General features: G+C 72.4%; 17 protein-coding genes and 1 pseudogene. 3 read left to right on the top strand and 15 right to left on the bottom strand.

The genetic code is table 11. The features are described from left to right. Positions 1–9 precede the first annotated feature (9 nt). Positions 10–1,029, bottom strand: a complete 1,020-nt coding sequence (locus tag ACZ4TR_RS30710) for a zinc-dependent alcohol dehydrogenase (RefSeq protein WP_465290769.1) — start codon at positions 1,027–1,029, stop codon at positions 10–12. Positions 1,030–1,104: 75 nt separating this feature from the next. Here ACZ4TR_RS30710 and ACZ4TR_RS30705 point away from each other — a divergent pair, with 75 nt between their 5' ends. Further along, positions 1,105–1,683: a TetR/AcrR family transcriptional regulator gene (locus ACZ4TR_RS30705; protein ID WP_465290767.1), complete on the top strand. Its 579-nt coding sequence runs from the start codon at positions 1,105–1,107 to the stop codon at positions 1,681–1,683. Between the two features lie 88 nt (positions 1,684–1,771). After that, positions 1,772–4,864 (top strand): MGH1-like glycoside hydrolase domain-containing protein, encoded by a 3,093-nt coding sequence (locus ACZ4TR_RS30700; protein ID WP_465290765.1) that lies wholly within the window; start codon positions 1,772–1,774, stop codon positions 4,862–4,864. On the opposite strand, the gene ACZ4TR_RS30695 is transcribed toward ACZ4TR_RS30700, so the two are convergent. Next, positions 4,827–5,672: an LLM class flavin-dependent oxidoreductase gene (locus tag ACZ4TR_RS30695; protein ID WP_465290763.1), complete on the bottom strand. Its 846-nt coding sequence runs from the start codon at positions 5,670–5,672 to the stop codon at positions 4,827–4,829. The genes ACZ4TR_RS30700 and ACZ4TR_RS30695 overlap by 38 nt on opposite strands. Positions 5,673–5,764: 92 nt before the next feature. Between ACZ4TR_RS30695 and ACZ4TR_RS30690 the strand changes: the two genes are divergently transcribed. Next, positions 5,765–6,640 (top strand): LysR family transcriptional regulator, encoded by an 876-nt coding sequence (locus ACZ4TR_RS30690; RefSeq protein WP_465290761.1) that lies wholly within the window; start codon positions 5,765–5,767, stop codon positions 6,638–6,640. A 142-nt stretch (positions 6,641–6,782) separates the two neighbouring features. Here the strand turns inward: ACZ4TR_RS30690 and ACZ4TR_RS30685 are convergent. The 13 genes and pseudogenes from ACZ4TR_RS30685 to ACZ4TR_RS30625 form a co-directional block, all read right to left on the bottom strand. Continuing rightward, a pseudogene (locus ACZ4TR_RS30685) lies at positions 6,783–7,067 on the bottom strand (cytochrome P450); the annotation flags it as partial. Beyond that, positions 7,064–7,975, bottom strand: a complete 912-nt coding sequence (locus ACZ4TR_RS30680) for a terpene synthase family protein (protein ID WP_465290759.1) — start codon at positions 7,973–7,975, stop codon at positions 7,064–7,066. The pseudogene ACZ4TR_RS30685 and the gene ACZ4TR_RS30680, both read right to left, overlap by 4 nt. A 522-nt stretch (positions 7,976–8,497) precedes the next feature. Further along, entirely contained in the window at positions 8,498–8,965 is a 468-nt protein-coding gene (locus ACZ4TR_RS30675) for a MarR family winged helix-turn-helix transcriptional regulator (RefSeq protein ID WP_465290757.1), read from the bottom strand. Next, positions 8,962–10,503 (bottom strand): MDR family MFS transporter, encoded by a 1,542-nt coding sequence (locus tag ACZ4TR_RS30670; protein WP_465290756.1) that lies wholly within the window; start codon positions 10,501–10,503, stop codon positions 8,962–8,964. Before ACZ4TR_RS30670 ends, ACZ4TR_RS30675 begins: the two co-directional genes overlap by 4 nt. A gap of 4 nt (positions 10,504–10,507) precedes the next feature. Next, complete coding sequence (locus tag ACZ4TR_RS30665) at positions 10,508–11,293, bottom strand: alpha/beta fold hydrolase (RefSeq protein ID WP_465290754.1); 786 nt, start codon at positions 11,291–11,293, stop codon at positions 10,508–10,510. 79 nt (positions 11,294–11,372) lie between these two features. Next, the gene (locus ACZ4TR_RS30660) at positions 11,373–12,788 is read right to left on the bottom strand and encodes a dihydrolipoyl dehydrogenase family protein (RefSeq protein WP_465290753.1); all 1,416 of its coding nucleotides are present in this window, start codon (positions 12,786–12,788) and stop codon (positions 11,373–11,375) included. A 1-nt stretch (position 12,789) separates the two neighbouring features. Beyond that, entirely contained in the window at positions 12,790–13,353 is a 564-nt protein-coding gene (locus ACZ4TR_RS30655) for a hypothetical protein (protein WP_465290751.1), read from the bottom strand. Positions 13,354–13,512: 159 nt separating this feature from the next. Next, the gene (locus ACZ4TR_RS30650) at positions 13,513–15,819 is read right to left on the bottom strand and encodes a hydantoinase B/oxoprolinase family protein (RefSeq protein WP_465290749.1); all 2,307 of its coding nucleotides are present in this window, start codon (positions 15,817–15,819) and stop codon (positions 13,513–13,515) included. 7 nt (positions 15,820–15,826) lie between these two features. Next, positions 15,827–17,929, bottom strand: coding sequence for a hydantoinase/oxoprolinase family protein (locus tag ACZ4TR_RS30645; RefSeq protein WP_465290747.1), 2,103 nt, complete (start codon positions 17,927–17,929; stop codon positions 15,827–15,829). A 20-nt stretch (positions 17,930–17,949) separates the two neighbouring features. Continuing rightward, entirely contained in the window at positions 17,950–19,527 is a 1,578-nt protein-coding gene (locus tag ACZ4TR_RS30640) for an FAD-dependent monooxygenase (RefSeq protein WP_465290745.1), read from the bottom strand. Beyond that, positions 19,524–20,267: an alpha/beta fold hydrolase gene (locus ACZ4TR_RS30635; protein ID WP_465290743.1), complete on the bottom strand. Its 744-nt coding sequence runs from the start codon at positions 20,265–20,267 to the stop codon at positions 19,524–19,526. The genes ACZ4TR_RS30640 and ACZ4TR_RS30635 overlap by 4 nt, the downstream gene beginning before the upstream one ends. Before the next feature lie 38 nt (positions 20,268–20,305). Beyond that, complete coding sequence (locus ACZ4TR_RS30630; protein WP_465290741.1) at positions 20,306–20,926, bottom strand: cysteine hydrolase family protein; 621 nt, start codon at positions 20,924–20,926, stop codon at positions 20,306–20,308. Then, positions 20,923–22,305, bottom strand: coding sequence for an MFS transporter (locus tag ACZ4TR_RS30625; RefSeq protein WP_465290740.1), 1,383 nt, complete (start codon positions 22,303–22,305; stop codon positions 20,923–20,925). Before ACZ4TR_RS30625 ends, ACZ4TR_RS30630 begins: the two co-directional genes overlap by 4 nt. Between the last annotated feature and the right edge of the window lie 194 nt (positions 22,306–22,499).

The raw sequence follows: 22,499 nt of genomic DNA, 5'->3' as shown, positions 1-22,499 counted from the left end.
CGGCCCGGCTCACGAGCGCGTGAAGACCGGCTTGCCCGGCGGCGGGTCCAGCAGGACCCCGACCGCCTCGTCGTAGCCGAACGGGCCGGCCAGGACCGGTGCCGGGTCCAGGGTTCCCTCGGCGATGAGCTTCAGCACGTCCGGTACGTGCGGGCTCGCGTGCGGTGGTCCGATGACGAGGTTGAGACCCGTCGCGTACAAGGCGAAGTACGGCAGGCGCGGCTCTCCGAAGTAGACGGACCGGACGACGCACGTGCCGCCGGGGCGGGTGGACAGCAGCGCGCACCGGAATCCCGCGGCCGCCGCCGCGGCGTCCACGACCAGGTCGAAACCGCCGTCGAGCCGGTCGGGGTACGCGTCGACGGCGACGACGGTCGCGCCCGCGGCGGCGGCCTGGGCGCGACGCCCTTCGTCGACGTCGAGGTAGGTGACGTTCGCGGCCCCCAGCGCGACGGCGCACAAGACGGTCAGCAGCCCGAGGCTGGCCGTTCCCCCGACCACGAGCACCTCGGCGCCGGGCCGCGCTTCGAGCGTCGGCCGGACGGCCTGGAAGGCGTCGGTGAGGTTGTCGGCGGCCGAGGCGGCCACGAAGGGCTCGACGGCCGGCGGCAGCGGCGTCAGGTTGTGCCGCGCCCAGGGGACGCGCACCAGGTCGTCGAACAACCCGCCCCAGAGGCCGCCGGCGCTGGTGCCGTAGGACGCGAGCCCGGGTACCGAAGCGCACGCACCCGGGAGGCCACGCCGGCAGTTTTCGCACGTGCCACAGCTGATGTGCCAGGGGATGACCACCCGCTGGCCGACCCGCAGCGACGAGTCGTCGCCGTCGAGGTCGACGATCTCGCCGACCGCCTCGTGGCCGAGCGCGAAGGGCGTCTCGAACGGCGCGGGGGAAACCACGAGCCGGCGGTCGAGGTCGCAGGCGGACGAGGCGATGGGCCGCACCAGCGCGTCCCCGCGGGCGGAGAGGCGGGGCGCCGGCCGGTCCTGCCATTCCAGGCCGCGGGGACCGGTGAGGACGAGGCTCTGCATGGGTCTCCCGCCGTTGACTAGAGGGTTCTCTCTAGAGAGACGACTCTAGAGAGCGGGGTTCGGTATCGTCAACCCGTGCCCCGCCTCGTCCACGACACGTCGGCGATCCTCGACGCCGCAGTACGGCTGCTCGCGGCCGGGAGCCCCGACGCGATCACCATCGCCGGCGTGATCCGGGAGGCGGCCGTGTCCAGCGGCTCCGTCTACCACCGGTTCCCCCACCGCGCGGCCCTGCTCGCCGCCGTCTGGAACCGGGCCGTCGGGGGTTTCCACGCCGAGCTGTACCCGCTCTTCGCCGGCGAGCCGGTGGCCGCGGCGGCCGCTCTCGGGCGGCGGACCGTGTCGTGGTGCCGCGCCAACCCGGCTGACGCGCGGGTGCTGCTGGCCGGCCTCGGAGCCTTCGAGCCCGACGCGTGGCCCGCGGAAAGCCGAACCGCGCGAGAGGCCGACCAAGCACGCTGGGACGAGCACATCCGCCACCTGGTGACCGGCCTCAAGACGGCGACCGGGCACGAGACCGCGGAAATCCTCCTCGTCGTCCTCGACCTGCCCTACGCCGCCGTGCGCCGTTACCTCGGCGCCGGCCGGGACATCCCGGCGAACCTCGAAGACATCGTCGAGCGCGTCATCCGGACCCAGCTCGCCGGCCCCTGAGCCACGAAGGTGTTCCATTTTGGGCTTTCCTGAGCGATAGTGGTCGAGTCTGTGTTTTACAACGTTGTAAATCCTCGTGGGAGGCTCGATGCGCGAGCGGCTGTCCTGGAGACGTAACCGACGCGGACGCGGCGCGATCGCCTGGCTGGCCGCGGCCGGCCTCGCCGCTCAACTCGCTCTCGCCGGCGTCGCGGACGCGGCGGAGGCCACCGCGGCTCCCGCCGCGCCGGTAGCCGGGACGCACTTCCTGGACCACAGCTCCGCCCTCGCCGGCTACGCCGATCCCGCCTGGTACGAAGCGAACATCCCGTTCGTGGACCTGCCCGACGCCACGATGGAGAACGTCTACTACTACCGGTGGCGCGTCTTCAAGGAACACCTGCGCTACACCAATCCCACGGACGGCTGGATCTCGACCGAGTTCCTCGACTGCTGCGGGTACGCCGCGCCCTACCAGGCGATCAACGCGGCCACCGGGCACCAGCTGACGGAAGGGCGCTGGCTGCGCGACCCGTCCTACGGCCGGGACTACCTCAAGTTCTGGCTCACCGGACCCGGCGCCGGCCCCAAGCCGGCCACCGACGACGTCAACGCCGACACCACCGACTGGGCGCACGAGTACAGCGTGTGGCTGGCGACCTCGGCCTACGGCCAAGCCCAGGTGACCGGGGACTTCGCGCCGTTGCGCGAGCTGCTGCCGGCGCTGGTGCGCCAGTACCGCGGCTGGGACAAGCAGTACAACGCCGACCTCGGCCTGTACTGGTCGGTGCCGGTCTGGGACGCCATGGAGTTCTCCGCCTCGTCCTACGAGTCGGCCGAGCCGTACCACGGCGGCGCCGGGTACCGCCCGACGCTCAACTCCTACCAGTACGGCGACGCCGTCGCGATCAGCCGCATCGCGGACTCCGTCGGCGACCACCAGCTCGCCACCGAATACGCCCAGCGCGCCGCGCAGCTCAAGGCCGCGTTGCAGAAATGGCTGTGGGACCCGAACCGCGGCTTCTACTACGCCATGGCGCGCGACGACAACCCGAGCCACCGGCTGTCCGGCAGCCGCGAGCAGATCGGCTACCTCCCGTGGATGTTCGGCGCCGCCCAGCCGGCCGACAGCACGGCGTGGGCCCAGCTGCGCGACCCCAGCGGATTCGCGAGCGCCTACGGCCCGACCACCGCGGAGCGCCGCAGCCCGTACTTCATGAAGGACGCGGGATCCTGCTGCCGCTGGGACGGGCCCAGCTGGCCCTTCGCCACCGCACAGACCCTGACCGGCATGGCGAACCTGCTGGACGACTACCCGGCCCAGAGCACGGTGTCCAAAGAGGACTACGCGGCCGCGCTGGCCACCTACGCCCGGACCCAGACCAAGGACGGCAAGCCCTACGTCGCCGAGGCGCACGACCCGGACCGCGACGCGTGGATCTACGACGGGCGCAACCACAGTGAGGACTACAACCACTCGACCTACACCGACCTGGTCCTGTCCGGGTTGATCGGGCTGCGCCCGCAAACCGGGAACACGCTCGAAGTCCGGCCGCTCGTACCGTCCACATGGGACCACTTCGCCGCCGAAAACGTGCCGTACCACGGACACGACGTCACGGTGCTGTGGGACCGCGACGGCAAGCACTACGGCCAGGGCGCCGGGATGCGGCTCTACGTCGACGGCCGGCTCGTGCAGTCCTCGGCGACGGTGCGGAACACCAGCATCGATGTCGGCGGCGCCCTGTTCCCCCGCTCCGACGGCCTCGTCGACGACGCGGCCAACCCGCTGCGCACCGGCTACCCCCGGCCGATCACCTCCTACACCTGGACCTACGACAACGCGTGGAACGCCCTCGACGGCAAGGTCTGGTACAACGAGGTGCCGGAGAACACCCGGTGGACGAACTACGCCTCGCCGAACGCGAACGACTTCTACGGAGTCGACTTCGGCGCCCCCACGCCCGTCGGCGACATCCGCTGGCACGGCTACGACGACGGCGGCGGGGTCAAGCCGGCCGCGGCCTACAGCCTCCAGTACTGGACGGGCTCGGCCTGGCAGGAGATCCCCGGCCAGGTTCGCGCACCGGCGAAGCCGGTGGGCAACGGCGTCAACCGGATCACGTTCCCCACCCTGACCACCAGCAAGGTCCGGCTGGTGTTCACCAACCCGCCGGGCGCCTTCGTCGGCGTCACCGAGTTGCAGTCCTGGACACCCTCGAGCCCGGACGCCCGCATCGACGTCGGGCCCGCCAACGCCAACGGCGTCGTCACGATCAGCCGGAGCACCCCGCTCGACGTCACGGTGCGCAACACGACGCAGCGCCCGCTCCTCTCCCCGCGCGTGAGCCTCGCGGTCCCGGCCGGCTGGGCCGCCACCGCCGCCGGACGCCCGCCGGCCACGATCCCGCCCGGCCAGTCCCGGACGTGGTCCTACACCCTGACGGCCCCGGCGGGCGCCGAGCCGGGCAGCGCCGCGACGCTGACCGCGACCGCGTCGTACCGCGGCCCCGGTGGCGGCGAAGAAACGACGCACCGGCGGCAGAGCGTCCAGGTCGCCCACCCGGCGGGCCAGCACGATCCGGTCGGCGCCTGGAGCTTCGACGAGGGCAGCGGCACCACCGCCCACGACAGCGCGGGATCCCACGACGCCACCCTGGCCGGCTCCCCCGGCTGGGTCCCCGGCGTCACCGGCACCGCGCTGCAGCTCGACGGATCGGGCCAGTACGCGGAAACCGGCGGCCCGGTCGTGGACACCACCGGGAACTATTCGGTCAGCGCCCGGGTCCGGCTGGACCGCACGGGTTCGTGGGCCACCGCGGTCAGCCAGGACGGCGACCCGAGCAGCGGTTTCTACCTCCAGTACTCCGCGGCCGACGACCGCCTGGCGTTCTCGACCAGTGCGGGTCGCGCGCTGTCGAACGTCGCCCCCGTGCCCGGACGCTGGTACCACCTGGTCGGCGTGCACGACGCCGACGCCGGCACCTACGTCCTCTACGTCGACGGCGTGGCCCAGACGAGGACCTGGAGCCAGCCCACCGGCGACGCCGCCCCCGGCCCGCTGGCCCTCGGCCGTGCCGTCTCCGGCGGCCGGCACAGCGACTTCTGGCCCGGCGGCATCGACGACGTCACCGTGTGGAACCGGGTCCTGACGGCCGCCGACGTCAGCTCAGGAGGTCCAGGGTCCGGCTCCGCTCGTTGAGCGGGCTGACGATCAGGTCGGTCACGCCGGCGTCCTCATAGCGCTTGAGGGCGTCGGTGACCGCCGTCTCGTCCCCGATGACGACCGTGTCGGCCGGGCCGGACAACCCGGCCCGGCCGAGCGACGCACGGTAGGCGGGCATCTGCCCCACCGCGGTGAGCCGGTCGGCCAGCCCGGCCCGGGCGCGGTCGGGGTCCGGGCTCAGCAGGGTGATGAGCTGGGCGACGACGCGCGCGCCGCGGGCGGTGTGCGGGGTGATGGTCTCGGCGATCATCCGCGGCGTGATCCAGGTGACGACCACCCCGTCGGCGAGTTCACGGGCCAGCTCGAGCATGCGCGGCCCGAGCGCCGACAGCAGCAGGCCGGGTGCCGGGGCGGTGATGTCCAGGCGGATGTCGACGGTGAAGAACTCGCCGTCGTGCCGGACCGGTTCGCCGTGCAGCAACGCGCGCACGACCGTCAGGTACTCGCGGGTGTGGCGCAGCGGGGAGGTGTAGCCGAGGCCGAGCTGGTCCCGGACGTACCAGGCGTGGCTCGGGCCCAGCCCCAGGACGAGACCACCCGCGGCGGCTTGCAGGGTGAGGGCTTCGGCCGCCGTGGTGACCGGGTGGCGCGGAGAGGTGACGGCGATCGCCGTCCCGATTTCGGGTGGCCGCCGGCGCAGGGAGGCCAGCAGGGTGAGCGGGTCCCAGCCGCCGGGTTTCTGGTTGGTCCAGAAGCCGGCGAAACCGCGCTCGGCGGCGTCGGCCGCGGCCGCCACCACCTCCGCGGGGGACGAGGGATCGATCAAAGCGGTTCCGATGTGCATGAACCGATTCCAGTCGCCGGGACGGCCTCGAACCAGACCCACTTAGACTGTCCAGCGATCACTTTTCGTCATCGTGCGGCCCGGGAGGAACGGTGGAACTGCGCTCGTTGCGGTACTTCGTGACGGTCGCCGAGGAGCTGCACTTCGGGCGGGCCGCGGAGCGGCTCGACATCGTGCAGCCGGCCGTGAGCCACCAGATCGCGCGGCTCGAGCGGGACCTCGGGACCCGGCTGCTCGACCGGTCGCCCCGGCACGTCCGGCTCACGCCGGCCGGTGAGCGGGTGCTGGCGGCGGCCCGGGACACGCTCGCCGCGGCGGCGCGCGTGCGCGTGGTCGCCGGTGAGCCCGCCGCCCGGCCGCGGATCGGCGTCGCTCCCGGAGTGACCGCGCGCCTGGAACGCGCCGCGGAGCTCCTGCGCGAAGGGGAACGACCGGCCGAAGCGGCGCTGGTGGACCTGCCGGTGCCCGCCCGGCTCGCGGCCGTCCGCGCCGGCGAGCTCGACCTCGCGCTGGTGCGCGGCCCGGTGGACCCGACCGGCGTCCGGGTGGTGCGGGCCTGGTCGGAGCCCCTCCTCGCCGTGGTGTCCGGCGATCACCCGCTGGCCGGCCACACCCGCGCGACGCTCGGAGAGCTGGACCGCACCCCGCTGCGCCTGCCCGCCCACGACGAGGACCCGGCGATGCACGACGCGGTGCTCGCCGCACTGCGCCAGGCCGAAGGCAGGTCGGCGGCCCGCTCGGACGGCTCGATCCTGACGATCTTGATCGAGATCGGCGCCGGACAGGACGCGTGGACCCTCCTGCCGGCCGAACAGCTGACCGGGTTCGCCGCCCGCCGGGTGCGCGCCATCCCGCTCGACCCGCCGTTGACCATCGACGGCCACATCGTCGCCTCGCTGTCGACCCCGGAGGACTGCGTGTCGTCGTTCGTGCGGGCCTTCGCCGACGCTCCCGCACTCCGCACGTGATACCGGCCAGCTCGGCCTGCCACCCCCGCTCCGCGACCATCCGCAACCCCGACGGCTGCACGGTCACCATCGGCAGCTCCCGGACCTTCGCCCCGGGCCGGTGCACGAGACGCCATTCCCGCAGAATCGTCGCGAGCGCGACGCCCAGTTCGGCCCACGCGAACGTGTCACCGGGGCACCGGTGCCTGCCGACCCCGAACGGGAGGAAGGCGCCGGTGGCGTGCCCGGCGAGGTCTTCGTCGAGCCACCGATCGGGGTCGGACTCCAGCGGGGAGCCGAACACCCTCGGGTCGCGGTGCAGGGCGGTCAGGCTGAACCCGACCTCGGCCCCGGCCGGAATCCGGTAGCCGCCGAGGCTGATCGGCTCGGTCGCCCGGCGGGTCAGCAGCCAGTTCGGTGTGTGCAGGCGCAGCGCCTCCTTGATCACCCGGTCCAGGAGAGGTAGCCGGGCGAAGTCTCCCGCAGCAGATCCCCGTCGAAAGCGGAACCGTCCTCGTGCGCTTTAAGGAGCAGACCCAACAGGCCGGCGTCCGAACCGGCGCTGCGCGCGATGACCTCGTCGACGATCGTGCGGACCTCGCCGGACGACTTCTGGTACCGGCGGTTCACCCCGAGCGGCAACCGCTCCATCCAGTCGGCCGGATAGAGCGTGTGCGCCATGATCCCCGAGACGACGCCGGGGAACGCGGCCATGATCCGCTCGGCGGCCCCGGCCGCCAGGTCCGCCTTGAACAGCGCGTGGACGAGCGCGTCCACCGCCATCTCGTGGGTGACGCGGGGGATGTCGAGCAGCGTGCCCGGCCGCCACTTCGCCACGCCCCGCTCGACCGCGTCGCGCATCTCGGGCACGTAGGACGCGATGCGGTGCCTGCCGCCGAACGTCTTGGCCGCCTTCTCGAAGACGCGGCCGCGGCGGAACACGTCGCCCCCGGCGAGCAGCACCGAACGCACCAGCCGGGGTGTGGTGATGAGGTGCACCGGCTTCCGTCCGATGAGGACGGTCACGACCTCGCCCGCGTCGGCGAGGGAGACGAAGAAGCCGAACGGGTCTCGGACCAGCCTCGGCAGGTGTCCCAGTCCCGGCCCGCGTTCCCGGGCAAGGACGACGACGAGGTTGATCGGGTCACCCGCCGCCAGCCCGGCGGCCAGCGAGTGGACGTCGTTGGTCCAGCACATGATGTCCGCGGTCGCGGCCACGATCTCCTGGTACGCGCAACGGAAGTGGAGCGCGTCGGGTAGCTCGGCCCCGGCGGCCAGCGCGATCAGGTCGCAGTTGGGCAGCACGGTCGAGGCGTCCCGCCGCAGCCGGGCGTACTCGGCGAAACCCGGCACCACCGCCGCCGCGCGGAAAGCGTTTCCCGCGCGTGGCCGGTGAGCCGGATTTCGAGGTCGAGCGCGAAACGCCGGGCCCACTCCGCACTCCGGCCGGGAAAGTGCGGTCACACAGGTCCGAGACCGCCGTGACGGCCGGGTGCCAGGACGGCCGCCGCCCTCGCTGGTCGATCGTTTCGAGGACCTGGCGCCGGAGCCGTTCGTACTCGACCCGTTTGCCGGCCGGCAGCGCGTCGTCCTGGACGTCGTCGAACACGAAGAAGAGGGTGTTCCAGTCGACCAGCAGCCGCAGGTCTTCGTCGCGCGCGTCCGCCGCCGCGTAGGACATCAGGCGGCCGTAGCCGAGCGCGTCGAACTTCCGCAGCGTGCCCTCGCTCCGGATCAGGCCGAGGCGGTGCGCCCACTGTCGCGTGGCCGCCTGGGCTTCGTCCCCGCGCGGGTGCCGGCGTGCCGGGAACGGAAGCGGGATCTCGCGCTGCCGCCAGTCGACGTTCCCCGCTGGGTATGTGTCCACAATGGATTCCCTCACTCTCGCCCACCGCACCGGCGGGACGGCCGGGCGGCGCTGCCGTTGAACCTCGCCAGCAGCTCGGCGAACGCGCGGACGTCGTGCTCCGGCCACGACGCGAGGAGCGCGCCCAGCCGCCCGCCGCGGGCGGCCCGGACCTCGGCGACGCGGCGGTCGCCCGCACCGGTCAGGCGCACCACGTACGCCCGGCCGTCGTCGGCCGCCTGAAGGCGTTCGATCAGCCCCAGCCCTTCCAGCTCGTGGAGCTGCCGCGAGACGGTCGGCGCGGTCACGCCGACGTGGCAGGCGAGCCCGGTCGGCCGGCACGGCCCGTGCTCGGCCAGGTGCGCCAGCAGGCGGTACGCGGCGACCTTGAGGCCGGGGTGCACATCCCGGCCGAGCCGTCCCGACGCGACCCGGTCTTGACGGACGAAGACGGCGAACTCGCGTTCGAGGTCCCCGATCGTCTCCTCGTCGAGCGTCATCGCGGACCGTCGCCGGGGATCGCGTTGGTGGTCCGCAGCGGCACTTCCCGGATGAACAGCACGCACACCAGCGCGACCAGCGCCAGCGGTGCCGCGTACTGGAAGAGGGCGCCGGTCGCCTGCCCGTAGGCGTCTTCGACCACGGCCCGGACCGGCGCGGGCAGCTCGGCCGGCCGCGCCAAGGATCCGGCGCCGGCCGGGACGCCCAGTTTCGCCAGCCCGTCCGTGACGACGTGCCCGACCCTGGCGGCCAGGACCGCCCCGAGCGCGGAAACGCCGATCGTGCCCCCGAGCGTGCGGAAGAACGAGACCGACGAGGTCGCCGCGCCCAGTTCACGCGGGCTCACCTGGTTCTGGACCGCCAGCACGAGGTTCTGCAGCATGATGCCGAGCCCCAGGCCGAGCAGGCCCATCGCGAGGGCCAGCTGCCAGTACGGGGTGTCCCGCTCGGTGAAGCCGAGCAGGCCCAGCCCGGCGGCGATGAGCACGGCACCGGCGACGAGGAACGGCTTCCACCGGCCGGTGGCCGAGATGACCCGGCCCGCGATGGTCGACGCGAGGGCCAGGCTGAGGATCAGCGGCAGGGCGAGGATGCCGGCCAGGGTGGGCGTCTTGCCTTCGGCCAGCTGGAAGTACTGGCTCAGGTACGTCGACGCGGCGTAGAGGGCGACGCCGATCGCGAGCCCGGCGACGATGGCCAGCACGACCGTCCGGGTGCGGAACAGCCACAGCGGCAGCACCGGGGCCGCGGCCCGCCGTTCGACGGCGACGAACGCCAGCGCCAGCGCCACGGTGCCGCCGAGCAGGAGCGCGGTCGGCCAGGAAAGCCAGGCGTAGCGGTCACCGGCGAGCGTCACCCAGATCAGCAGCAGCGACGCGGCCGCCGTCAGCAGCGCGGACCCGGCCCAGTCGATCTTCACCGAGCCCTTGACGACCGGCAGGTCGAGGGTCTTCTGCAGCACGACCAGGGCGACGACCGCGAACGGCACGCCGACGAAGAAGCACCAGCGCCAGCCCAGCCAGTCCGTGTCGACGATGAGGCCGCCGATCAGCGGCCCGGCGCTGGTCCCGACGGCGAACACCGCGCCGAAGTAACCGGAGTAGCGCCCCAGCTCCCGCGGCGGGATCATGGTCGCGATGATCACCTGGATCAGCGCGAGCAGGCCGCCCGCGCCGATGCCCTGCACCACGCGCGCCGCGATGAGCAGGCCCGGCCCGGCGGACAGCCCGGACAGCACCGAGCCGCCGGTGAAGATGATCAGGGCGGCCTGGATGAGCAGCTTCTTGCTGACGAGATCGGCCAGCTTGCCCCACACCGGGCTGGACACCGTCGTGGCGAGCAGCGTCGCGGTGATCACCCAGGTGTAGACGCTCTGGCCGGCGTGCAGCTCCGCCACGATCGTCGGCAGCGCGTTCGTCACGACCGTCGAGGACAGGATCGCCACGAAGATGCCGATGTACAGGCCGGACAGGGCTTGCAGGATCTGCTTGCGGGTCATCGGGGCGGTGCCGGTCCGTGGGATGGCTTCGGCGGTCATCGGTTCACCGTGCGGCCCGCTCGATGAGCTCGGTGACGACGTCGGGCCGGCTGAGCAGGACCGCGTGGGAGCCGTCCACCTCGGTGGTGCGGGCACCCGCCCGGGCGGTCATGAAGCGCTGCAGGTCCGGGCTGATCGCGTGGTCCTGGCGCGGGATGAGCGCCCATGACGGAATCGCGCGGAAGCCCTCGGTGGCGCTGGGGTCGGTGACCGCCCTGGTGTCGGCCGGCCGCTGGGTGGCGGCCAGGTCGGCGGCGGTGGTGCGGTCGAGGTCACCGGCGAAGACCGCGCGGAACTGTGCCGGGTCGATGACGACCTCGGCGCCGGCCGGGACCGGGGTGGTGAGCAACGGCAGCGGCGTCGCCGACTTCGCGGCGAGGTCACCGATGGTTTCGCCGCGCACCGGGATGAACCCGGCGATGTAGACGAGGGCCTTGACGCCGGTGACGGCGGTGGCGGCGTTGGTGATGACCGCGCCCCCGTAGGAGTGGCCGACCAGCACCTGGGGACCGTCGATCGTGGACAGGTAGCTGGTGGCGTAGGCGGTGTCACTGGTCAGGCCCTGCAACGGATCGGCGATGGCGCGCACGGGATACCCGTCCCGGCGCAGCCGTTCGATGACGGGGTTCCAGCTCGAGGAGTCCGCCCACGCGCCGTGGACGAGGACGATGGTCGGCTTCGGGGCGCCGGACGGGCCGCCGGTGGCCGAAGCCGTGACCGGCGCGCTGGTGGCGAGCAGGGCGAGGGCCGTGACGCCGGCGACGGCGAAGCGGGAAAAGCGGAAACGCACGGGGATACCCCTTTCGGGGGAAGAAGTGTGCCGGGGTCCCGCCCCGCCGGTTCGCGGCGGGGCCGGGACACCGGGCGGGTCAGCGGCCGTAGGCCTCGAGCAGCCGCAGCCACACTTCGCTGACGGTGGGAAAAGCCGGGACCGCGTGCCAGAGCCGGTCCAGCGGGACCTCGCCGGCCACGGCGATCGTCGCCGCGTGCAGCAGCTCCGCGACATCGGGGCCGACGAGGGTGAAGCCGACGATCACCTTGCGGTCCTCGTCGACGACCATCCGGGCGTGGCCGCGGTAGCCCTCGGCGTGCACGGCGGATCCCGCCGTGGCGGCCAGGTCGTAGTCGACGACGCGGATCCGCAGCCCGGCGGCCTCGGCCTTGGCCGCGGTCAGCCCCACCGACGCGATCTCCGGGTCGGTGAAGACGACCTGCGGCACCGCGCGCTCGTCGGCGGTCGCCGCGTGCCGCCCCCAGGGGGCGTCGTCGACCGGCTCGCCCTTGGCGCGCGCCACGATGACGTCGCCCATCGCGCGGGCCTGGTACTTGCCCTGGTGCGTCAGCAGAACGCGCCGGTTGACGTCGCCGGCGGCGTAAAGCCAGCCGTCCACCTCGGCGACCCGCATCGTGTCGTCGACCGTGAGCCAGGAACCCGGCTTCAGGCCGACGGTCTCCAGGCCGATGTCCTGGGTGTTCGGCGTGCGGCCGATCGCGACGAGGAGCTCGTCGGCGTCGATCTGCTCGCCGCCGGTGAGCGTGAGGGACACCGTGCCGTCGTCGTTGCGCTTGACCGATCCGGCCTCGGCGCCGACGCGGACCGAAACCCCCTTCTCCCGCAACGACTCCGCGACGCGTTCGCCGACGAACGGCTCGTTGAGGTGCAGCACGCCGTCGCGGGCCAGCATCGTCACCGACGACCCCAGCTCGCTGAACGCGGTCGCCATCTCCGAGGCCACGACGCCGCCGCCGATGACGGCGAGCCGGCCCGGGACCTCCTTCGCCGCGACGGTTTCCCGGCTGGTCCACGGGGCCGCCTCGCGGAGACCCTCGATGTCCGGGACCAGCGCGCTGCTCCCGGTCGCGACGATCACCGCGTGCCGCGCGGTCAGCGTCGTGGTGGTGCCGTCGGCACCCGTCACCTCGACGACCCGGGGGCCGGTGATCCGGCCGTGGCCGCGGTACAGCGGGATGCCCGCCGATTCCAGCCAGTACACCTGGCCCTCGTCGTTCCAGTCCGAGGCGAAGGAGTCGCGACGGCGGAGCACGGCCGCCACGTCCAGCTCGCCCGTCACCGCTTCCCGCGCTCCGGGCACCTGGCGGGCCGCGCGGAGCGCCGCGCCGCTGCGCAGCAGCGCCTTGGTCGGCATGCACGCCCAGTAGGAGCACTCGCCCCCGACCAGCTCGCGTTCGACGATCGCGGCGGTCAGCCCGCCCTGCACCACCCGGTCGGCCGCGTTCTCCCCGACCGGGCCCGCACCGATGACGACGACGTCGTACGTGGTCATGTCAGTTCCCCTTGGCGGCGCGGCCGAGCCGGATCGCCGAGACGAGGAAGAAAATGCCGCCGAGAACGGCGTAGCCGGCCACATTGGACAGCGACGCGTTCGCCGCGGACGCACCGGCGATGAACGACCCGCCGGCCAGCACGGAGATGCCGCCGCTGAGGATCATCGGCCACTGGCCGCCCATCTTGCGGCGGGCGACACCGACGATCAGCTGGGCGAGACCGGCCACGATCGCCCAGGCACCCCAGACCCGCAGCACCGCCGGGATCCCGGAGGCGGCGGCGACACCGATGCCGATGGTGGCGAGCGTGCTGATCGCCATGTTCACGTACAGCCCGGTGACCGAGCCGGCGCCCTTCGCGGACCGGGCGTCCACGATGGCCGATCCGACGTCGAACAGCGGGTACAGGACGACCAGGACGACGCCGACCGCCCCCAGCCCCGACTTGGTCGTCAGGAACACGAGGACCGCCCACACGATGGCGAACGCGAACCGCACGAAGTACAACCGGCGCAGCGCCGGGGCGAACCCACCTACGGCGGGCGAGTCGACAGTAGTCACCATGATCCCTTCACCATGCGGGGAAACCTTCCCCGACAAGACCGAACGTTCTATCTCAATTCAGCATGGTGCCCCGGTCGCGCGTTGTCAAGACAGAACGTTCTATCCGAAGTCTTACGCGCCGGAAGACCCGGCGGATCCGCGGGAATCCGCCGGGTCGGCTCAGGCCCAGCTCCGGTATTCGTCGGCCGGAAGCGGGTGGTCGACGGGAACGACCCGGGAATGGATCGCGGTCAGGCAGCCGGGACAGCACAGCTGCCGGAAGACGATCTCCGCGTCGACGTACTCCAGCGGGTCGTGCCAGATGTGCGGGCCCGCTTCGGTCGGCGGCGCCTCCCGGCGGGCCAGCGAAGCGACGAACGCGCCCCCGGCCAGGGGCCCGATCTCGGTTCCACAGTGGACACACGCCACCACTCCGCCGGCCAGCACCGCGAGGTTGTCGTCGAGCCGCCGCACCTCGCCCAGCTCCGGCGTGCCGATGCGCGCGAGCCCGGCCAGTCCGGCGCCGGAAGCCCGGCGACGCCGCAGTTTCCCGCGTCGCTCGTCGGTCGCGGCCCCGTCCACTTCGCCGTCGCGGAGCACGACGCCGTAGACGTCCTCGGCCGCGTCCGCCGTCACCCGGACCTGCTGCACGTCCTCACGGACGCTCTCGGGCGAGCGGAGCAGCGGGTCACCGTACCCGCCACCGGCCTGCCAGTGCAGGTACAGCGCGTCGCCGGGGCCGAGGTCCGACTCCCCCTCGCACGGCAGCACCTCGATCTCCCCGCCCAGCTCGCCCAGGTGACCGGGGATGGTGACCGCCTGGGCGAGCTGAGGCCGGTCGACCCCGCGCACGACGAGGTCGAGCTGGGAGTTGCCCGGATAGCCGCCGGCCAGGCCGACGTTCTGGTTCGCGACCTTGCCGGTGCCGGACACGACCAGGGACATCGTCCCCCGCTGGTCCGGGTGCTGGACGTAGCAGACCGAGCCGCTCATCCCGCCCCGCTGCCGGCCCGGACCGCCGGAGTCGATCTGCTCACGGCGCCACAGCGCGACCAGCGGGTAGAGGTATTCGGTCATCTCGACGTCCGGTGCCCGCGCGGCGGGGATGATGAGCCGGCCGCCGGTGTCGACGCCGTCGTGGTGGACCTGGGCGCCGTAGCCGCCGGCCATGACGTCGAAGATGGGCGAGACGAAGCCCTTGCTGCCGCCGCCGCGGGTGTCCACACCGGACACCACGCAGAGGTCGGTGGTGCCGTTGCAGATGGACTGCACGTCGGTGCGGTGGCCGGGTTCGGCGTCCAGCATCTTGGCCAGCACCTCCGCGACCAGGTTGCCCGCTCCCCAGGCCGGGCCGAACGGGCCCTTGCCGACCGCGGCCGGGAAGGACGCGTTGGTGATCGTGTCTTCGTCGGTGATGATCTCGAAGCAGCGCATCAGCCCGCCCGCGGCCCACGGGATGTCGCCGGCCAGCAAGGGAAGCATCGTGAACACGATCCCGGCGCGCAGCCCGGGGTAGGGGCAGTTGATGATGCCGGTCTGCGCGGCGGTGCCGCGGAAGTCGAAGACGAGCTTGTCGCCCTCCTTCGTCATCGCGACCTTGATGGCGTGCAGCCCGCGGTCACCGCTGCGCGACTGCTCCTGGTAGCCGACCGCGCTCCACGTCCCGTCGGGCAGCGTCTCGAGCTTGGCGCGCAGCCGGTGTTCGGCGTCGTCCATCATCCGGCGCATCACCGACTTGACGGTGTCGGCGCCGTACTTGCCGATGAGCCGCAGGATCTGCTCGGCCGCGTTCTTGTTGGCGGCGATCTTGGCGCGCAGGTCGAGACCCACCAGGTGCGGGAGCCGCGACCGGCGGACCCAGGCGTCGGCGATGTCGCGCTGCAGGACCCCACCGCGGACGACCTTCATCGGCGGGGTCGGGACGGCCTCGCCGAAGACGTCCTGCGCGGACGGGCTGAAGGAGCCCGGCCGCGGCCCGCCCAGGTCGACCTGATGGGCGATGGCCGTGGTCCAGCCGAACAGCTTGCCGTCGTGGAAGATCGGCGCGAGGATCGCGGCGTCGTTCTGGTGCAGGCCGCCGCCGATCCACGGGTCGTTGCACAGGAACATGTCGCCCTCGGCGATACCGGGGTTGTCGCCGCGGTGGCGCAGGGTCCAGGTGATGGCCAGGTCCATCGAGCCGATCAGGCCGATGTTGTAGGTGCCGACCTGGACCTGCTCGCCGAGCTCGTCGCAGATGGAGAAGTTGAAGTCGTTGGACTCGGTGACGACGTGCGAGCCCGACATGCGCCGCAGCGTCTCCCCCATCTCCTGGGTGATCGCCCACAGCCGGTGCCGGACGACTTCGTAGGTGAGCGCGTCGACGTGTTCGGCCCGGTCGTCGCTGATCTGGTGCAGCGGCAGGCTGGGCGAGATTTGCCGCAGCAGTTCCTCGCGCGGCATCGGGCGGCTGGTGAACTCGTCCGCCCCGGGGATCTTCGATGTCATGGTGTCCTCACTGGTAGCGCAGCACGAGGTTGCCGAGGTGGTCGACGCGGCCGGTGACCCCGGCCGGGACCACGACCACGGTGGCCGGGACGTCGACGATCGCCGGTCCGGCGAGTTCGTGGCCCGCCCGCAGCCGGGCGTAGTCGTAGACGGGAGTCATCACGAACCCGGTCTGCGAGCCGAGGCAGACGGAGCGTTCCCCGAGCAGCGCCTCCCGTGGATCCGGACCGGAAGCGAGCGGGATTTCCGGCAGGGCGACCGGGAACCCGAGCCCGGCCTTGGCCCGCACGCGGTAGGTGATCGCCTGCACCCCGGCCTCGCGGTAGCCGGCGCCGCTGCCGTTGATGCGCTCGTACTGCTCCTCGAAGCGCTCGAGGATCTCGTCGCCGGTGCGCTCGGTGAACTTCGCGTCCGGGACGGCCGTGGCGAGTTCGGTGACCTGCATCGAGTACCGCAGGTCGATCTCGCGGTGCAGGGACACGTCGTGGAACTTCACCTTCTGCCGGTCCAGCGCGCGCTGCAGGTCGGCCTCCAGCCGGCCGAAGTGGGATTCGAGCACCGTGTGGTCGACGGGGAAGGACGACGGATCGGACAGCTCCGCGCTCAACGCGACGTCCGAAGCCGCGAGGCCGTACGCGGAGAAGGCGGACGCGACGGGCCCGAGCGGCACGACGACCTCGCTGACACCGAGGTCCTGGCAGTAGCCGGCGCAGTGGGCGGGCCCGGCGCCGCCGAAGGCGTAGGCGACGAAGTCACGCGGGTCGTAGCCGGCCTGCACGACGGCCCGGCGCAGGAGGTCGCCCGCCTGGGCGTTCTGCACCTCGTGGATGGCGATGGCGGCTTCTTCGACGGTGAGGCCGAGCGGCTCGGCCACGTGCTCGCGGATCGCCTCCCGCGCCAGGTCCATCCGCAGCGGCTTCCGGCCGCCGAGCAGGCCACGCTCGCTGAGGATGCCCAGCACCAGGTTGGCGTCGGTGTTGGTGGGCCGCGTGCCGCCGTTGCCGTAGCAGGCCGGACCGGGGACGGCCTCGGCGCTCTGCGGGCCGAGCCGCAGATTCCCGCCCTCGTCCACGGACGCGAGCGCCCCACCGCCCGAGCCGATGGTGTGCACGCGGATCGTCGCCGCGTTGATCGGGAACTGGTTCACGATGGAGCCCGGCGCCATCACCGGCTCGCCGTCGACGATCAGCCCGGCGAGGAACGTGGTGCCGCCGACGTCGGTGGTGATGACGTTGCGGTGGCCGAGCTGCCCGGCCAGGCGCATCCCGCCGATCACGCCACCGGACAGCACGGACCCGACCGTGGTGATGGCGTGCTCCGGAGCCCGGTCGGCCGTGATGGTGCCGCCCTCGCTCTGCATGACCAGCAGCGGGCCTTTGAGCCCGCCTTCCTCGAGGTGCTTCTGCAGCGGGAGCAGATAGGTACGTAGCTTCGGCCCCACCTGGGCGTTCATGATCGTCGTGGAGGTCCGCGCGAACTCGCGGATGCGCGGGCTGACCTCCGAGGAGAGCGTGACGTACATGTCCGGCGCGATCTCGTGGATCAGCTCGCGGACACGCCGTTCGTGGCTCCCGTTCTTGAACGACCACAGCAGGCAGACGGCGATCGCTTCGACCCCCTGGTCCACAAGAGACAGTGCGACGCGGCGGACTTCCTCTTCATCCAGGGGCACCAGGACCTTTCCGGCGTGGTCGATCCGCTCGGTGACCTCGAGGGCCCGGTACTTGGGGATCAGCGGAGCGGGCTTGCGCTGCCGGAGCGTGTCCTGGATTTCGTGGGCCGAGCGGCCGAGGGTGCGGCCCTCGGCGTTCATGATGTAGATCGCGTCCCGGTGGCCCTTGGTGGCGATCAGCCCGACGTCGGCGACCTGGCCCTGGACCAGGGCGTTGATCGACGCGGTCGTGCCGTGGGCGATGTAGTCGGTCTGCGAGAGCAGTTCGCCGACGCTGATGTCCAGCTCGGCAGCGAGGTCTTCGATCGCGCGCATGACCCCGGCCTCGCGGTTCGGCGGGGTCGTCGGCGTCTTGGCCGACACGATCCGGCCGGCGCCGTCGGAGGCGACCGCGTCGGTGAACGTGCCGCCGACGTCGATGCCGAGTGCGTAAGGCATTGCGTTTCTCCTGGTGTTCGTTAACGCCGGCGGGCGGTCACTGTGCTGAGGAGCTCGCCTGGATGCGCGTCGGCGCCGCCCATCCAGGCGATGTGCTGGTCCGGGCGCACGAGCAGCAGCTCGGCGGGGTACCGGCCGGGCAGGTCGACGACGGTGAGCGGGATCCCGAGATCGCGGGCCGCCAGGGTCCACGGCGTCACGGCGACGCCCGGGTCCGTGCGCAGCAGGGTGAAGCCGGGGCCGAGGACGTCGAGCACCGACCGGCCGTCGTCGAGCCAGACGTGCGGGAGCCGGTACCCGGGCCGCGCGCGGTCCTGGTAGTCCCCCATGGTGATCTCGGCGTGGTCTTCGCCGCCGACCACCAGCGGCGAACCCGCGTAGTGGTAGCCGAAGCTGAAGCCGTCGGGGGAATACCGCCGCGGCTCGGTTTCGGCCAGCCGCCCGGCCAGTTCGGCGCGGGCCCGCTCGCCTTCGGGGCCGGTCAGGTGGATGTCCGGGGAGACGTCCGCGAAGGACGTGCGGGCCTGGGCGTCCACGGCGGCGGCGAACTGCTCGCCGACCGGCTTGCGTTCCAGCTCGTAGGCGTCCAGCAGCTCCGGCGGCGCCCACCCGCGGTGGACCGCGGCGAGCATCCAGGCAAGCGTCGCCGCGTCCTGGATGCCCGCGTTCATGCCGAACCCGCCGACCGGGATCCAGATGTGGGCGGCGTCCCCGGCCAGGAACACCCGGCCGGCGCGGTACTTCCGGGCGACCAGCCGGCGGCCGGTCCAGCGGACCACGCCGAGCACCTCGTGCTCGACGGGCTTGCCCACCGACTCCCGCAGCAGCTGTTCCGGGTCCTCGCCCTCGGTGTCGTGGTCCGGGGCGAAGGCGACGTGGTTGAGCCACAACGACTCCCCGTCGATGGCGATCAGCGACGCGATCCGGCGGCCGTAGGTCCAGTACGTCCAGGCCCGGTCCTTCGCGGCCAGCCGGCCCAGCTCGGGCGAGCGGACGAAGGTCGACACGAACCGCTGGATCGCGTCGACGCCTTCGTACCGGATGCCCAGCTGCCGCCGGACGGTGCTGTGGGCGCCGTCGCAGCCGACCACGTACGCGCACCGCAAGGTGCGCGTCTGCCCGCCGGTCTCCACGACGGCCTCGACGTGGTCGTCGTGCTGCCGCAGCTCGACCAGCCGGGTGCCGCGCTCGAGGGTCAGCCCGGGCAGCTTGCTCGCGTGCTCTTCCAGGATGGGCTCGAGGTAGAGCTGCGAGATCCGGTGCTGCGGCTCCGGGGTGGGCCGGCCGTCCTTGCCTTCGCCCGTCAAGACGTCGTGCGCGGACGGGAGGTCGATCCGGTAGATCTCCTCGCCGTCCAACGTGGTGCGGTACTGGATGGACGTCGGGTAGTCCTCGGGCAGCCCGGCCCGGCGGATCTCGTCGGCCAGCCCGAGCCGGCGGAAGATCTCCATCGACCGCGCGGACGTGGTGTTGCACCGCGGGTTGACGGGCCGCGTTCCGGTCGCCTCCACGACGTGGCAGGGCACGCCGCGCCGCGCGAGGTCGATGGCGAGGGTCAGGCCGGCCGGACCGGCGCCCACGATCAGGATTCCGGTCATGCGCTCAGGAACTCCCCTACCAGCTTGGTGAACTCGTCGGGCCGGTCGACGTGGATCCAGTGCCCGGCCCCCGCCACCACCTCGAGACGAGCGCCGGGCAGGGACGCGGCCAGGCGCTCGGAGACCTCGACCGGCGACACCCGGTCACGCTCGCCGTGCAGGGCGAGCACCGGCGTGGTGATCTTCGCGAGGCCGACCGGCGGCGGGCCGCCCACGATGTCGGCGAACATCGACCGGAACGCCGCTTCCGCGCCGGGACGGAGGGCTTGCCTCAGCCGCACGTCGGTGAGCTCGTCGAGCAGTCCTTCGTGGACGCTTTCGTCGGCGACCAGCCGGCCGAGGGTGGCCCGCATGGACTGCCGGGTCGGGTTGTCGTAGAAGGGAACCGCGGGCGGGAGCGGCCCGGTCCCGGCCCCGCCCATGACAACCGCCCGGCCGACCCGGCCGGGCGCCACGGACAGCAGCGCGAGTGCCGCGGCGCCACCGGCGGCCGAGTTGCCGACGACGTGCACGCGGTCCAGCCCGTGGTGGTCGAGGAGGTCCAGCACCTGCCGGGCCCGGGCGAGCGCCCACGCCCGCGGCCCCTTGAGCCCGCCCGTCCCGACGATCTGCCTGCCGAACCCGAGGAGATCCGGGGCCAGGCAGCGGAACTCGCCGTCGAACCCGGCGCGCACGCTCGCCCAGTTGCTCGCGGCGTCCACGCCGGGCCCGCCGCCGTGGAGCAACACCAGGGTAGGCACGTCCGTCCTCCTTTGTGGATCGTACGTCCGTTCGCGCCTCACGGCAGCCGCGCCAGGAACTCGTCGGTGGCGATCAGCCGCGACGACGTCAGCGCCATCACCCGCAGTGCGGCCAGGTGCATTTCGGCGGCGGACATGGGACCGGCCCCGAGGTCCGGGTAGTCGCAGGACGCGCACGCGTCGGAGACCACCAGGGAGCGGAAGCCGCGTTCCAGGGCGCCGCGGGCCGTGCCGAGGACGCAGCACTCGGTCGTCATGCCGGTGAGGACCACCGTCTCCACGCCGAGCCCGCGCAGGATGATCTCCAGGTCGGTGGCGTAGAAGGAGTTGTACCGGTGCTTCTTGATCACCGGTTCCCCCGGCCGCGGCGCGAGGTCGGGGTGGATCTCCCCGCCGCGCTCGCCGTCCACGAGGGCCTCTCCCGCCGCCACCGGCGGGTACAGCTCGCGGTGGATCCCCAGGTCGGCGCCGCCGGGCCGGTGGACGTGCGCGGCGTGGACGACCGGCATGCCCCGGTCGCGCGCGGCCGCCAGGACCCGGTGGATGGCGGGGATGACCCGCCGTCCCTCGGGGAACTCCAGCGGCGCGCCTTCTTCGACGAAGTCGTTCTGCATGTCGATGACCAGCACGGCGGTGCGGTCCGGGTCGAACTCGGTCATGCGTCCGCCACCGCGCTTTCGGCCGGCCGGTCCGTGGTGGTCCGGGAGGCCCGCCCGAACCGGGCGAGCAGGAGGGTCGCGACGGCACCGAGGACGCCGGGGATCGCGAAGAAGCGGAACATCGAGGCCGGGGTCCAGCCCGCCTGCAGCAGGAAGCCGGCGAGCAGGGGCGCCAGCACGGCACCGAGCCTGCTCACCGCGACCGCCAAGCCGAGGGCGGTCGCGCGGGCCTCGGCCGGGTAGAGGCTCGGCACGATGACGTTGATGCCGGTGACCGTGCCGTTGAGGAACAGCCCGACGAGCACCGCCACGACCAAGGCGATCGCCAGGGTGCCGAGGGAGACGGAGAACAGGATGAGGGCGAGGGCGCCGATGCCGAAGTAGGCCGCGGTCAGCCGCCGCGGGCCGATCCGGGACACCAGCAGTCCCAGCAGGACCGCGCCCGTCACCCCGCCGAGGCTGAGGAGGACACCGCCGCTGATCCCCTGCCGGCTGGACATCCCGACCTTCAGCAGCAAGCTGGGCGTCCATGAACTGGCGAAGTAGAACATCAGCTGCGCCGCGACGAACGCCACCCAGACCAGCACGGTCCGCACCGCGTTGCTCCCGCGGAACAGCGCATCGAGAGCCACCTTGCGCGCCGTCGCCGCCGACGGCACCGCGGGCAGCTCCGCGACCGGGGTGCGGCCCATCGAGACGAGGATCCGGTTGAGCTTGTCCAGCGCCTGGCGGGGCCGGCGGGCGACGAGGAAGTCCATCGACTCCGGCAGGGAGCGCAGCGCCACCGCGAAGAGCAGCGCCGTGACGATCGCGCCGAACACGAACACCGACCGCCAGCCGAACGAGCCCAGCAGCAGGCTTGACGCGATTCCGGCGATGACCGAGCCCAGGCCGTAGCCGGTGGTGATGAGCGCGACGACCAGCCCCCGGCGCCGGTGGTTCGCGTATTCGGAGGTGAGCACCGGCAGGCTGGCCGCCATCGCGCCCACGGCCACCCCCGTCACGACCCGGCAGGCGAGCAGCTGGCCGAAGTCCTGCGCCGCGGCGGCAGCGAGCATGCCGAGCGAGGCCAAGGCGAGACAGCCGAGGGTGAGCCGGCGGCGTCCGACGCGGTCGGCGAGCGGGGCGAGGAAGAGCCCGCCGATGGCCATGCCGGCCAGCCCGCCGCTGAGCAGCACCCCCACCGACGAGGGCGACAAGCTCCACTGCCGGGTGATCGACGGGCCGACGTAGGAGGTGACCAGGAGGTCGAACCCGTCGATCAGGTTGATCACGAGGCAGAGCGCGACCGCTCTCACCTGGGCCCGGCTCATCGGTGAGTTCTTCACCTGTTCGAGGACGTTCAAGGGAAACCTCGCTTCGTTGCGGCGGTCGGTCACGCCCCCCGGCATCTCTGTATGTAGCGCTCACTCTACAACTTCGCGGAGACGTTGGCTACCGGATGAACCCGGAAGGATCCACAGTGTCCGGTGCGTTACCTCAGTCGGGCTGGATCCACGACACCTGGATCAGCTGCTTACCGTTCTTACGAGTCAGCAGATTCCCCCGCCCCGGCGGCATCGCACTGGCCTTG

The organism is Amycolatopsis sp. NPDC028719, from assembly GCF_055565395.1.
This window is presented reverse-complemented; position numbering and strand designations above follow the sequence as displayed.

Bases quoted from the DNA above. Each gene is read 5' to 3' on its own strand.
- ACZ4TR_RS30710 (WP_465290769.1), bottom strand. From the start codon at position 1,029: ATGCAGAGCCTCGTCCTCACCGGTCCCCGCGGCCTGGAATGGCAGGAC.
- ACZ4TR_RS30700 (WP_465290765.1), top strand. From the start codon at position 1,772: ATGCGCGAGCGGCTGTCCTGGAGACGTAACCGACGCGGACGCGGCGCG.
- ACZ4TR_RS30695 (WP_465290763.1), bottom strand. From the start codon at position 5,672: ATGCACATCGGAACCGCTTTGATCGATCCCTCGTCCCCCGCGGAGGTG.
- ACZ4TR_RS30675 (WP_465290757.1), bottom strand. From the start codon at position 8,965: ATGACGCTCGACGAGGAGACGATCGGGGACCTCGAACGCGAGTTCGCC.
- ACZ4TR_RS30670 (WP_465290756.1), bottom strand. From the start codon at position 10,503: ATGACCGCCGAAGCCATCCCACGGACCGGCACCGCCCCGATGACCCGC.
- ACZ4TR_RS30660 (WP_465290753.1), bottom strand. From the start codon at position 12,788: ATGACCACGTACGACGTCGTCGTCATCGGTGCGGGCCCGGTCGGGGAG.
- ACZ4TR_RS30655 (WP_465290751.1), bottom strand. From the start codon at position 13,353: ATGGTGACTACTGTCGACTCGCCCGCCGTAGGTGGGTTCGCCCCGGCG.
- ACZ4TR_RS30650 (WP_465290749.1), bottom strand. From the start codon at position 15,819: ATGACATCGAAGATCCCCGGGGCGGACGAGTTCACCAGCCGCCCGATG.
- ACZ4TR_RS30645 (WP_465290747.1), bottom strand. From the start codon at position 17,929: ATGCCTTACGCACTCGGCATCGACGTCGGCGGCACGTTCACCGACGCG.
- ACZ4TR_RS30640 (WP_465290745.1), bottom strand. From the start codon at position 19,527: ATGACCGGAATCCTGATCGTGGGCGCCGGTCCGGCCGGCCTGACCCTC.
- ACZ4TR_RS30630 (WP_465290741.1), bottom strand. From the start codon at position 20,926: ATGACCGAGTTCGACCCGGACCGCACCGCCGTGCTGGTCATCGACATG.